This is a genomic window from uncultured Ferrimonas sp. (assembly GCF_947489035.1).
In the GTDB taxonomy this organism is placed as follows: Bacteria; Pseudomonadota; Gammaproteobacteria; order Enterobacterales; family Shewanellaceae; genus Ferrimonas.
The window spans coordinates 49,835-61,997 of record NZ_CANLCI010000002.1 but is presented as its reverse complement, the minus strand read 5'-3'; the positions used below and the strand labels follow the sequence as shown (position 1 = coordinate 61,997).

The window sequence follows — 12,163 nt, the reverse complement described above, 5'->3', positions numbered from 1 at the left end:
GACCGTTGCGGGCAATAACTTAATGTTTATTTGAAAATTTTTTCTATGAATTAGCCGGTTAACAGCATGAGTTGTATTTTTATGCGTTTGCGGCTGAATGTTGACCGTGTCTAGCAAAAGATTGGCTTTAGCTTGAGCGGCGGTGCCCCAGTGGCAGCTGTGGGCAGGGCTATGCCGTGACCTGACATGGCATGACGCGGGGTGTCGCGGTCAGCTCTCACTCTAAGCTCTCAATCTAAGCCCTTAAACCCAAGCCCTTAAATCTAAGCCCTCCAGCCTAAGCTCCCCCTGAATTGACGCTGATAACGACATAAAAAAGCGGCGATGACTAAGTCATCGCCGCGACAGCGGATCAGCTTGGCTCCGGTGGGGATTAACCCAGCAGGCTCATCACCAAAGAGGTGTTCTGGTTGGCGCGAGACAGCACGTTGGTGCCCGCCTGTACCAGCATCTGGTTTTTGGTCATGTTGGAGGATTCCACCGCAAAATCAGCGTCTTTGATGGTGCCCAGGGCTTGCTGGGTGCCTTCATCAATGTTGGCGTTGTTGTTGGCGGTGTGCTGCAGGCGGTTCACCCCAGCACCAAGATCGGCGCGGGTTTGCCCCAAGGTTTTGAGCATGTCGTCGACTTTGGTTACGTCGGCTACATCCAGCGCGCCGTAAGCGGTTTTCAGGGCGGTCATGTTGGTGGTGGCATCCACCGACACGGTACGGCCTACGCCAGCATCAATTTTGATGGCGGCATCCAATTTACCGCCTTCCAGCAGTTTTTCACCGGCAAATTCAGTTTTGGTCATGATGTCGGTGATTTCGGTTTTCAGCGCGTCGAACTCGGTCTTCACGGCCTTTTGATCGTCAGCAGACAGGGTGCCGTTTCCGTACTGGGTCGCCAGCTCGGTCATGCGCATGCCCATGGATTCCACTTCAGACAGGGCACCGTCGGCGGTTTCCAGCATCGCAACGCCGTCGTTTACGTTACGCATGCCTTGGTTTAGGGCAACGGAATCCGCTTCTAAGCGCGACGCGATCTGCAGGCCAGCGGCGTCGTCAGAGGCGCCGTTGATGCGAAAACCGGTAGACAAACGTTCCATCGCGGTGGTCATGTCGCCGTTGGCGCGGTTGAGGGAGTTTTGGCCTACCAGTGATGCGTAGTTAGTGTGAACAGAAAGCATATTATTATCCTCTAACGTCTTGGGCAGTGTGCCCTCGGGGTTCACTCAAGCAAGGCGGCAACCCACTGAAAAAACTTAATGTTTTTTTGATTAAAACGTAAAGGCTAATAAAAACAAAGATTTACCTGTGTATGGTGACGCCGTTAGAGGTTGCCCCCCTAACGGCGCCCAGCCAGTTAGCCCAACAGACTCATCACCAAGCTGGTGTTTTGGTTGGCACGTGACAGCACGTTGGTGCCCGCCTGTACCAGCATCTGATTTTTGGTCATGTTGGAAGATTCAATGGCAAAGTCAGCGTCTTTGATGCCACTTAATGCCTGCTGAGTCCCCTCATCGATGTTGGCGTTGTTGTTGCCAGTGTGCTGCAGGCGGTTGACCCCAGCACCGATGTCGGCTCGGGTGTCACCCAGGCTTTTCAACATGGTGTCTACGGTGCCCACATCGGCCACATCCAGCGCGGCATAATCGGTTGCTAATTGGGTGAGATTGGCGCTGGCATCAATGCTTACGGTGCGGCCAACCCCAGCATCAATGACGACGGCGGCACCTAACTTGCCCCCTTCCAACAGCTTTTGCCCTGCAAATTCGGTCTTGGTCATGATGTCGGTGATTTCCGTTGCCAGGGCATCGAATTCGGTTTTCACTGCGGCTTGATCATCGGCGGACAGGGTGGCGTTGTTGTGTTGGGTGGCGAGTTCGGTCATGCGCATGCCAATCGACTCCACTTCCGATAACGCGCCATCGGCGGTTTCCAGCATCGCCACGCCATCATTCACATTACGGATCCCTTGATTCAGTGCCACTGAATCCGCTTGTAAGCGTGACGCGATTTGCAGCCCCGCCGCATCGTCTGAGGCACCGTTGATACGAAAACCAGTGGATAAGCGTTCCATGGCGGTGGTCATCGAACTGTTAGCGCGGCTGAGTGAGTTTTGGCCCACTAACGAGGCGTAGTTGGTATGAACAGTAAGCATGATAAGTCCTCTTTATCAGTGCGGGCGTTTGCCCTGGGTTCACTCATTCAAGGCGGTGGCGACTGCATTTTTCTTAAATGAATTGCTGCTTTTTTGAGCTTGGTGATTTTTATCAGCAAGTTAGCCTTTGGCCATTGCGAACGGCGACGCCCTGCAGTGAACGCTGCCCGAATCATGACAGGGAGTCATGAGGCCATCCATTCAGCACAGCCGCCCAGCGGTTTGCCAGAAACCGCCTTGGCAAACGCCGGTAGTGACGACTTCCGCGGTAGCGGCAACAGGAAAAACCGCTTCCGCTTTGTCATTCGATTTAAGTTCTTCCCTCCCTTGGACGCCTTGCCACATCAGTAGTTAATGTTTTTTAGGTTGTTGGCCTGATTATTGCTTTGTGGCTGTTAGCGACATTGCCGTGATTGGGCTTAGCACCCCATTGCGATCTTCGAGAGGAAAATTATGCCTGGCATGCCTACTGGTAACTCGGCGTCTATGGCGCAGCAGATCATCGCTGCTGAACGCGCCGCCCAAGACACCATCTACAGCAACCGCGAAAGCGGCTTAGATTCGCGTTCGGACGCTTACGATCTGTTGGAATCGTCGCTGGAAAAGATGCAAAAACAGTTGTCGGAGCTGGGGAAAGAGGGCTTTGACGCCTTTAAAGGCAGCTTCAGCAGCGACAGTTTTGCTGATGTAACCATTGGCAACAGTGCCCCCGCGGGCAATTACGATCTGGCGGTAACCCAGCTGGCGCAATCCCACAAGATCAGCGCAGCCTTTGCCAGTGAAGACGCCATCTTGCCCGCCAGTGGTTTGCTGGAATTTGACGTTGATGGCCAAAGCATGACCGTTGATTTTGCGCTGCTGAACGCCAGTGGCACCGCCACCGTGAGCGATCTGGTGAGCCACATCAACGACGCCAATGATAACCCCGGTGCCACCGCCGCGTTGATCCGCAAAGGCGATGGCAGCGTTGAGCTGATGCTGTCGGCTAACGACAGTGGCGTCGCCAACCAGATCAACATCGTGCAGAACGATGCCGGTTTTGCTTTTAACCAACTCGCGGCGGCGCAAGACGCGCAGTTCAGCATCAATGGGGTGGCCATTAGCAGCAGCTCGAACCACGTAGAAAACGTGATTGATGGCATCAGCTTGGATCTCAAGCAGGTTGGCACCGACACCCTGAAGGTCGAAGCCGATACCGATTCTACCAAGGATCAGGTGGAAGATTTTGTTGAAAACTACAACAACTTGATGAAGCAGATTGATGAGCTCACGCAAGCGATGACGGTTGAAGACGATGACGACAGCAGCACCGACGATGACGACGACGATGACAGCGACAGCGACGATGAGGACGACGACAAACCGAAAGAGGTTGGCGCCGATGAGATTGGGATCTTAAAGGGCGATTCTTCGATCCGGCGGTTACGGATGAACCTGCGTGAGATGGTGTTTGATGCCGCCGATAACGGCATGGCGCTGTCGGACATCGGCATCGAAATGGAACGCAGTGGCAAGCTCAGTGTGGACGACGACAAATTAGATGCCGCCTTAAGCAACAACGCCAAAGCGGTGGAGGAGATGTTCAGCGGCACTGGCGGCTACATCGACAAAATCGACGCCACCTTAGATCCCTTCACCAAAACCCAAGGTTACTTGGACATGAAACAGGACTCGGTCAAACAGGAGCAGCGCACTCTGGAAGACGACATGGAGTCCTTTGATTACCGCATGAAGCAGAAATACAGCATGTACGTCGACCGCTTTGCTGCGGCCGAACAGTACCAGATGCAGCTGCTGTCTACCTCGCAACTGTTTTACGCCCCAACGGCTTAAGGACAACGTTAATGTTTACCAATCAAGACCCATTCGCCGCTTATCAGCAAAGTTCGGTTGATGCCCGTGCGGCCTCGGCCAACCAACACGAATTGGTGCGGATGCTGCTGGAAGGCTGCTTGGATGAACTGGGGAAAGTGGCCGGGCACATTGACGCCCGTCGCTTTGAAGCCAAAGCCAAATCGGTAGAGAAGTGCCTGAACATCATCATGGGCATGGACGCGATGCTGGACATGGAGAACGGCGGCGAACTGGCGGCGAACTTGCACCAACTGTACGACTTCAGCCATCGCCAGCTGCTGAACGCCAGCATCAACAACGACACCGTAATGCTCAATTCCGTGAGCGAGGTGATCAGCAACATTCATCAGGGATGGCAGAGTTTTGACTGACATTTGGTTGCGTTTTGCCGATGCGTTAGAGCGCCACAGCGTTGCCAAAGAGTGGGCTCGCTTGGCGATGGTGGATCGCAAATTAGCGCCGTTGTTAAAGCTGCATGGCCCCAAACAGCGGGGGGAAGACAGCAGTTACGATCTGGTTGCCGCCGCCCACCAGCGCGCGATGATCCGCATGCAACAGCACAATATTGAGCTGCAACAACAGCTTCAACAGCAGCAGCAACAGCAACATGGGCTGCGGGCTTATCACCAAACCGAGTTAATGCATCAACGTGAACATCGCTTCTATTAATCAATCGGGCGCCACACGCGGCGCCAGTGGCATCGCGCCCGCCACCACCGAGTCGCTGACAACGGACGGCTATCGGCCACTGCACGGCCGTTCGCTTGCGTCTGCTGAAGCCGAACCGGCCGAGCAGCCGGCTTCGTTCGAGTTGGGCGATAACCCGCAACCGCCGCTGACGCCAGAATCGGCAGAGGCAACGCGAGAGGCAGAGCGTGAACCTGCACTTGAGCTTGCCGTGGCGATCGAGCCGGAGCGGTCGCTCACGGCTTTGATGGCCAGCGCCGCCGTGGGCTCCGCGTCGGCGGCGAATGCTCCCTTGGCACCGGAACAGCCCGGCGCCGCCATGTTAGCGGGCGCATTCTCGGCCACAACCGCCGCCCAAGCTGTTGCGGCGACGGCCACTGCCGCCACGGCACCGCCAGCCCTACTGGCCACCCAGGCCAACAACAGCGCGACTTTGGCTTCAACCGCGACAATGGCCGTTGTGACAGCAGCGCCGGGTTCGGTTTCAGCAACAATCGCAGCCCCGGTCGCGCCTCTGGCGCCGTCAGTAACCCCAGCGGGCGCCGTGCCCGTTACGGCTGCAATGACCACCGCCGCGGCATCAACCATCACCGCCACGCCGCGCTCAACGGCGGCGGCCTTAGCGGCCACGGATGGGGTTAGCCCAACGGCGACCTTGGTGGCGGCAAACTCAGCACCAACCGCCACCACCGCGCGGGGCTTGTTAAGCCAGCGGCTGGGGGGCGACGGGCTGAATGCGTTGACCCACCTCGATGGCAGTGCCAGCGCCCCCCGCAGCGCCGACCACCCAGCGCTGTTGCCACCCGCCCCAGCGGCCAAACCCAGCTGGGGGCCGCTGTCGTTGCCAACCCAAACCGCGGCCATGGGCAACGAATTGCAGCAATCGCTGGCGGCACAGCTGAAATTTCAGATTGAGCAAAAGTACCGCGGCGCGGAACTGCGGTTGGATCCGCCGGAGCTGGGTAAGATTGATCTTAACGTGCGCCTTGATGGCGGCCGCATGCAGGTGCACTTATTGGCCGCGCAGCCGCTGGTAAAAGAGGCGTTAGCGCAACAGTTAGACCGCTTACGGTTTGATTTAAGCCAGCACTTCAATGGCGAGGTTGAGATCAGCGTCAGCGATCGGCAACCACAGCAACACAGCCAGCGCCATAACGACGATCCCGCCGTCGCCAGCATCAGCGGTCCGAACGAGGCCGATGCCAGCCCCGATAGGGGAGCTACAACGGCGGCGAACCGCGATCTTTCCCTCGATTTAGATGAGCGAGCCTAAACAATTATGAATAAAAAAATCATCGCCTTAATTGTGGCTCTGTTACTGACCGGCGCCGCCGCCGGTGGCTACGCCTGGGTGGCGCAAAGTAACGCCGACAACGCCGAGCCGGTGGTTGAGCCAGAGCTGCCGCCCAAGTTTTACCGCATCGAAAAGATCGTCTTGTCGCTGCCCAGCGATCGTTACCTGCTGCTGGAGTTCTCGCTGAAAGTGAGCGAGTACGACGACGACACCGAAAAACAGATCGACAGCTACGCGCCGGTGATCCGCAACGCCACCATCGGCGTTATGGGGCAGAAGCCGCTGGATCAACTGATCGACTCCAGTTTTCTTGTGGCTCACCAAGACGAGCTGGAACTGGCGTTTGAACAGCAACTGGCCGCCAATGGCTTCGCGCTGATCATTGATCAGGTGTTGGTTACCAAGTTAGTGGTGCAGTAGGAGCGTCTATGTTTGCCCAGTCTCATCGTTACGCCAGCCGCGCTGCGCCGCAAAACGAACAGGCAGTGCTAAGCCAATACCTGCCGTTGGTGAAGCGCATCGCCAGCCAACTACGCAGCCACTGCAATGGCGTGTTGGCGCTGGAAGACTTGGAACAGCTGGGGCTGATGGCGCTGTTGGAAAGCATTCGCCGTTACCCCGGCGATGTCGACACCAATTTCGCTGCGGTGGCGTCTAAGCGCATTCGCGGAGCGATGCTGGACGAACTGCGTCGCTTGGATTGGCGCAGCCGTCAAACGCGGCAAGCCGCCCACGAATACAACGATGCCCAGCGGCAGCTTACGCGCCAACTGGGGCGAGTGCCGCGGGATCCGGAGTTGGCGCAGTTTCTTAACATCAGCATCGAAGCGTTGCGCCAGCGCAGCTTGGATGCCCACGCCGATGCGATGCACAGCTTGGACGATCTGCTGCAACACCAAGAACCGGCCATCCCCAGTGACGACCAAAGCGATCTGCGCGATCTATTAAAACGAGGGCTAAGCCGACTGCAACAACGGCAGCAGGTGCTGCTGTCGCTCTATTACCACCATGATCTGAACCTTAAAGAGATCGCTTTGGTGCTGAAGGTAACTGAAGCCCGAGTGTGTCAATTGCATAAAGCCGCCGTAACCGCCTTGCGCCAAGCGGTACTCGAACTCGACCGCCAAGCGGTTTAAAGGACCTTTCGCCGTGTTTAAGTTGTTGTTTTTTATTCTGCTCAACCTGTCGGTTTTCGGCGGATTTGTTTTTGCTGGTGGCCATTTGGCCAGCCTGTGGCAGCCCGGAGAAGTGATCATCATCGGCGGTGCCGGCGTGTTTGCGATGTTACTGAGCGTGCCGCTGCCCGTATTGAAAGAGCTGCTGAGCCAGCTGGGCGCCCTGTGGCGCAAAGAACAAGAGGATCCACAGTTTTATCAGCAACTGTTTTGCCTTTGCTACGTCATGTTCAACCAGCTGCGCCAAAAAGGCTGGAAGGTGCTGGACGAACACGTGGATAACCCCGCCGAAAGTGCGCTATTTCAGCAATACCCAGCGGTAATGAAGCAGCCAGAGGTGATCCGCTTTCTGGCCGATAACCTGCGGATCCAATCGATGGCCAAAATCGCCGCCCACGATCTGGCGCATCTGATGGAGGAGGAGATCGAACGCCAAGAAGCGGATCTGCTGCGGCCATCGGAAAGCCTGTTCAAGATCGGCGAATCGATGCCGGGCTTCGGCATCATGGCGGCCGTGATGGGGATCATCATCGCCATGGGGTACCTCGATGGCGCCCTGACCATGATCGGCATCAAAGTGGCCGGCGCCTTGGTGGGCACCTTTATCGGCGTGTATCTGTGCTATGCGCTGATGCACCCGCTGTCAACGGCGCTTGAACACATGGTGTTTATGCGCACCACCCGCTTGAAGGCGTTGGCAAAAATGATCGCCTATTTTGCCAAAAACAAGCCGCCCATGTTGGCCATTGACGCGGGTCGCCGCCAGATCCAACAAGAGAACCGGCCCAGCTTTATTGAGGTGGAACGCTGGTTAACTCAATTGGAAGAGAAACCAAACAATGAATAATCAGTCGCTGATCATCATCAACAAAAAGCACGGCCGCCATAAGCCCCACGGCGGCGGCTGGAAGGTGGCCTTTGCCGATATGATGGTGGCGCTGATGGCGTTCTTTATGTTGCTGTGGATCTTGGAAGCGTCCAGTCAAGAGGAGCGCGAAGCGGTGGTGTTTAACATCCGCTCTGGCATTCCGATGGAAGATGAAAACATGTTCACCACCCCCAACAGTTCGATCATCGATTTTGGTGCCATTGGCGGCACCAAGCGCGATGGCGAAGGGATCTCTGGCGGCAAAGGCAGCACCGACACCGGCGCCTTGATCACCGGCAGCACCCGCGGGCGGCCGAATTCAACCCCAGCGCAGGGGATCCAAGATCGCCAAGCGCAAAACGACGTGGAATCCAATCTGCAGCAGATGCAGGTGATCCAGCAAAGCTTGGAGCAGCAGTTTGGCGAAGAACAAGTGGCCAAGCACATCCGTTTTGAAGCGCGGCCAGATGGCTTACGCATTGTGCTGAGCGACAACGTCGAACAGCTGATGTTTCGCCTTGGCAGCGCCGACATGGAGCCGTTCTTTCAAGATCTGCTGTTAAGTCTGGCCACGCTGTTGCAGCCCTATCGGCAACGATTGTTAGTGTCTGGTCACACCGACAGCGCCAAGTTCAGCAACGCCAATGGCAACTGGGTATTATCCAGCAACCGCGCGTTAGAGGCGCGGCGGGCGTTAGAGCTAGGCGGGATCCCCGCGGATCGTTTCTTACACGTTGCCGGTTTTGCCGACACCATTGCACTGGATCCAAACAAACCCGACACCATCGCCAACCGTCGAGTGGAACTGTTTATGTTGAACGACAAAGGCAGTGAACGGGTGATCAGCAGTCAGCGGGCGCTGGGGCAGTTAAGCAACAGTGCGGTGCAGCAGGCTCAGCAAAATCGAGCGCGGCAGCTGTACCAGTAACATTAAGTTGCCGCCGCAACGGGTCGCCTTAGCATGCTAACCCCCTAAAGTTCCGCAGGAGAGGCAGATGCAACGATTACGACGGCCAGATGGGCTACAAAAACTGTTTTTACTGCTGGTGCTGTGCAGCTACGCTGCGGGTGCCAGTTGGGGGCTGATGGCCGGTGGCCTCAGCTTCGGTGCCGAACTGCTGTTTGCAGTTATGATGTTCGGGCTGTTTCTGCTGCTGGCCAAGCTGGTGGTGATCCGCGCCCGACGCCGAGGCGACAATTACATACGAGTGCCAATATTGGTGGCAGCGGTGCTGACCATCTTATTGATCCAATACCGATTCATTTACGTGGACAGCCCGCTATTCGGGTGAGTTTAAGACAGGTTTATCATGGGTAACGACAACTTAATCATCAACGACATCGACGACGTGGCAGCGCCACTGGCGGCCACGGCGGCGCCTATCGGCCAAGGCTTTTTTCAAACTCTGCCGGTGGACGTCACCTTAGAGGTGTGCAGCACCGAGATGACCTTGGCCGAGCTCAGCCGCTTAGGCCACGGCGATGTGGTGCAGCTGAATGCCCGAGTTGGCGATCCCATCGACATCAAAGTGAATGGCCAACTGTTGGGGCGCGGCGAAGTGGTCGACGTAGAAGGGCGCTACGGTGTGCGTTTAATCGAAGTGTTTGCCCAGCAGTAGCCCCAAGCTGCCAGCGCACCACCAAGTTGTACTCACTTAGCCGCAAGCCATTCGCTTGCGGCTTTTTGTTGCCTCGGTTTGCTTCCTTGCTGCCGTTATCCTTGTCGCCGCGTCATCACGGCGATCATCATCGTCATCACGGCGAATCAGCCCACCGTTAAAACCGAGTTTGCACCACCCCTTTTTCGATCACGTAGGCGCTGATCACCTTGCCGCTGCGGCTGTTGCGGATCTTAACGGTTTGGCCAGCATTGGCGGAGCCCAGCGCCACGCCTTTGCTGCTGGCGGCAAAGCCATCGCGCTCGGCGCGGATCACCACTTCTTGCCCCTTGCTGACCCACCACGGTGCCGCCAAGTAGGCGCTTTTTATCGGCGTGTTGGCTTTGATCCGGCGCAGGCTGCGCTGGCCAACAATCTGCTGCTGCGCTAACACCAAATTGTTATCACGGCCGGTTAACCAGCGCCATTGGCTCTGCAGTTGCGCGGGGCTGATGATCTGCTCGCGCTGGATCTCGCTCTTGGCCAACCACACCCGCGCCTGTGCTCGAAACTCAACCCGCAAACGCTGACTCCATTGGGGCTGAGAACAGCGCAGTTGCAGCCGTTGTGGCCCCAGCGGGTTGGCGGGCAGTGGCCGCGCCAGCTGCAACGTGCCGTGGCAGTCGGCCAGAGTCTGTTGGCCTAACTGCAGCTGAGTTTTCCCCCAGGTTCCCGGCTGTTGCCGCTGCCACAGGCTCAGCTGCTGGCTAAATTGTTGCTGTAACCAAACGCGACTGCCGTTGGCGCTGTGGTCGTCCGTGGCAGCGGAAGCCAGGGGGGAAATCAGCCACAGCAGCAGCAGCCAAAGGGAAGGGCGGCTTCCTGTTGCTGGCACCGATTTGCAGTTAAGTTGCTGATCATCAATAAGTAAATTAGTTGGCATGAGGTTTGCTTTATGGGGTGTCAGATAGGAACGGCCTGAGTTAACGGTAGCAAGCTTACCGGCACTCAGGGCAACAAAAGTACTCGGAGAGCCCATGGCAATCAACCTGGAGTCGGAATTGGCGTTACACGCCCAAGCGTTGGATCTGCGCGTTGAGCGCACCAAGGTGCTGGCGGCCAATATCGCTAATGCGGAAACCCCCGGCTATCAAGCCCGGGATCTGGATTTTAAAGCCGAATTAGCTCGGCTTGAACACGGCGGCGATCTCAGCGCTGGTTACCAGATGATGTTTCGCATTCCGGCGCAGTTGTCGGCGGATCGCAACACCGTCGAACTGGATCAAGAGCAAGCTCGTTTTGCCCAAAATGGCATGGACTTCGAGACCAGCATCACCTTCCTTAACATGAAACTGGGCGGCATTAAGTCGGCCCTAACCGGAGAATAACCCCATGTCGTTTGCCAACATTTACGACATCGCTGGTTCCTCGATGGGGGCGCAAACCCTGCGCTTAAACACCATCGCCAGCAATCTGGCCAACGCCGACTCTGCCGCGGCCAGCCCAGAACAAGCCTACAAAGCGGTTAAGCCGATTTTCCAAGCGGTGTACCGTCAGGACAACGGCAACCCCAATCCGGCCGCCAGCGTGGCGATTAAGGATTTGGTGACGGTGAAAGGCGAGGCCGACATGCGCTTCGAGCCCAATCACCCACTGGCCAACGACGACGGCTTTGTTGCCTATGCCAACGTCGACACCATGGTGGAGATGGCCGACATGATGGCCGCCAGCCAAAGCTTTGAAGCCAGCGTTAACGTGATGAATCGCGCCCGCTCAATGCAGCAAACGCTGCTGAAGTTAGGGGTATAACCGATGCAATCTATCGCTTCTATGGATCCCGCAGCGTCACTGGCGGATCCGCAACAGCAGCAACTGTTGGCCAACGGCAGCGCCGGCAGTGAACTGAAAAACCAGTTTCTGACCTTGATGCTGGCCGAGATTGAAAACCAAGATCCCACCAACCCGATGGACTCCACCGAGTACGTCACCCAGTTAGCGCAGTTTTCCCAAGTAGAAAGCCTCGAGAACATTCGCACGAACCAAGGCACCGAACAGGTGTTGATGGAGAACGCCAACATCGTTCAATCGGCGTCATTGATTGGCAAAAACGCCTTGGTGCCGACGGATCAGTTCCGCAGCGATGGCAGCACCGTGCTGCAGGGCAAGATGTTCCTAGAGCACGCCACCGATGCCACCACGGTGGAGATTAAAAATTCTGCTGGCGTGGTTGTGGCCACCAAAGAGTTGGGGCCCCAAGAGGAAGGCGACGTTGAATTTAGCTTGGACAGCGCCGCGCTGAAACTGAGCGATGGCGACTACAGCTTTAAGATCAAAGCCAGCAGCGGCGACGAAACCAACCAGCCGCAAACCTTCTTAGCTGGCGACATCGAACGGATCCATTTTGTCAGCTCCTCTGGGGTGATGATGGCGCAGATGAGCGGCGGCCTTGGCACCGTGTCCGTGCTGGAAATCTCCGAAGTGGCACAAGGCAACTTATCCACCCCGGCAGCGGCGCTGCTTGGCAACTTATAACGTAACAGGA

Annotated in this window: 16 protein-coding genes; 13 read left to right on the top strand and 3 right to left on the bottom strand. The window is 56.8% G+C overall.

Features of this window, described 5'->3' with window-relative positions; all coding sequences use genetic code 11:
- Positions 1-373 precede the first annotated feature (373 nt).
- Positions 374-1,171 (bottom strand): flagellin, encoded by a 798-nt coding sequence (locus Q0796_RS01555; protein ID WP_298439565.1) that lies wholly within the window; start codon positions 1,169-1,171, stop codon positions 374-376.
- Between the two features lie 176 nt (positions 1,172-1,347).
- Positions 1,348-2,145, bottom strand: a complete 798-nt coding sequence (locus Q0796_RS01550) for a flagellin (RefSeq protein WP_298439563.1) — start codon at positions 2,143-2,145, stop codon at positions 1,348-1,350.
- Between the two features lie 453 nt (positions 2,146-2,598).
- Between Q0796_RS01550 and fliD the strand changes: the two genes are divergently transcribed.
- The 10 genes from fliD (at position 2,599) to Q0796_RS01500 (ending at position 9,642) form a co-directional block, all read left to right on the top strand.
- Positions 2,599-3,978: a flagellar filament capping protein FliD gene (gene fliD, locus Q0796_RS01545; RefSeq protein WP_298439561.1), complete on the top strand. Its 1,380-nt coding sequence runs from the start codon at positions 2,599-2,601 to the stop codon at positions 3,976-3,978.
- Between the two features lie 11 nt (positions 3,979-3,989).
- Positions 3,990-4,370, top strand: coding sequence for a flagellar export chaperone FliS (fliS, locus tag Q0796_RS01540; RefSeq protein ID WP_298439559.1), 381 nt, complete (start codon positions 3,990-3,992; stop codon positions 4,368-4,370).
- Positions 4,363-4,668: a hypothetical protein gene (locus Q0796_RS01535; protein WP_298439557.1), complete on the top strand. Its 306-nt coding sequence runs from the start codon at positions 4,363-4,365 to the stop codon at positions 4,666-4,668. Before fliS ends, Q0796_RS01535 begins: the two co-directional genes overlap by 8 nt.
- Positions 4,649-5,959, top strand: a complete 1,311-nt coding sequence (locus tag Q0796_RS01530; RefSeq protein ID WP_298439555.1) for a flagellar hook-length control protein FliK — start codon at positions 4,649-4,651, stop codon at positions 5,957-5,959. Before Q0796_RS01535 ends, Q0796_RS01530 begins: the two co-directional genes overlap by 20 nt.
- A gap of 6 nt (positions 5,960-5,965) precedes the next feature.
- The gene (locus Q0796_RS01525; RefSeq protein ID WP_298439553.1) at positions 5,966-6,400 is read left to right on the top strand and encodes a flagellar basal body-associated FliL family protein; all 435 of its coding nucleotides are present in this window, start codon (positions 5,966-5,968) and stop codon (positions 6,398-6,400) included.
- 8 nt (positions 6,401-6,408) lie between these two features.
- Positions 6,409-7,116 carry an RNA polymerase sigma factor FliA gene (gene fliA / locus Q0796_RS01520; protein WP_298439551.1) on the top strand — a complete coding sequence of 236 codons (708 nt, stop codon included), beginning with the start codon at positions 6,409-6,411 and terminating at the stop codon, positions 7,114-7,116.
- A gap of 13 nt (positions 7,117-7,129) precedes the next feature.
- Positions 7,130-8,002, top strand: a complete 873-nt coding sequence (motA, locus tag Q0796_RS01515) for a flagellar motor stator protein MotA (RefSeq protein WP_298439549.1) — start codon at positions 7,130-7,132, stop codon at positions 8,000-8,002.
- Positions 7,995-8,951: a flagellar motor protein MotB gene (locus Q0796_RS01510; RefSeq protein ID WP_298439547.1), complete on the top strand. Its 957-nt coding sequence runs from the start codon at positions 7,995-7,997 to the stop codon at positions 8,949-8,951. The genes motA and Q0796_RS01510 overlap by 8 nt, the downstream gene beginning before the upstream one ends.
- Before the next feature lie 67 nt (positions 8,952-9,018).
- Positions 9,019-9,315 (top strand): hypothetical protein, encoded by a 297-nt coding sequence (locus Q0796_RS01505; RefSeq protein ID WP_298439545.1) that lies wholly within the window; start codon positions 9,019-9,021, stop codon positions 9,313-9,315.
- Positions 9,316-9,333: 18 nt separating this feature from the next.
- On the top strand, positions 9,334-9,642 hold the full coding sequence (locus Q0796_RS01500) for a FliM/FliN family flagellar motor switch protein (RefSeq protein ID WP_298439543.1): 309 nt from the start codon (positions 9,334-9,336) through the stop codon (positions 9,640-9,642).
- 157 nt (positions 9,643-9,799) lie between these two features.
- Here the strand turns inward: Q0796_RS01500 and flgA are convergent, their stop codons facing one another.
- The gene (flgA, locus tag Q0796_RS01495) at positions 9,800-10,564 is read right to left on the bottom strand and encodes a flagellar basal body P-ring formation chaperone FlgA (RefSeq protein ID WP_298439541.1); all 765 of its coding nucleotides are present in this window, start codon (positions 10,562-10,564) and stop codon (positions 9,800-9,802) included.
- Positions 10,565-10,658: 94 nt separating this feature from the next.
- On the opposite strand from flgA, the gene flgB reads away from it, so the two are divergent.
- The 3 genes from flgB to Q0796_RS01480 are packed head-to-tail and all read left to right on the top strand — an operon-like array spanning position 10,659 to position 12,153.
- Complete coding sequence (gene flgB / locus Q0796_RS01490) at positions 10,659-11,009, top strand: flagellar basal body rod protein FlgB (RefSeq protein WP_298439539.1); 351 nt, start codon at positions 10,659-10,661, stop codon at positions 11,007-11,009.
- A gap of 4 nt (positions 11,010-11,013) precedes the next feature.
- Positions 11,014-11,430 (top strand): flagellar basal body rod protein FlgC, encoded by a 417-nt coding sequence (gene flgC / locus Q0796_RS01485; protein WP_298439536.1) that lies wholly within the window; start codon positions 11,014-11,016, stop codon positions 11,428-11,430.
- A 3-nt stretch (positions 11,431-11,433) separates the two neighbouring features.
- Positions 11,434-12,153: a flagellar hook capping FlgD N-terminal domain-containing protein gene (locus Q0796_RS01480; protein WP_298439534.1), complete on the top strand. Its 720-nt coding sequence runs from the start codon at positions 11,434-11,436 to the stop codon at positions 12,151-12,153.
- Positions 12,154-12,163 lie beyond the last annotated feature (10 nt).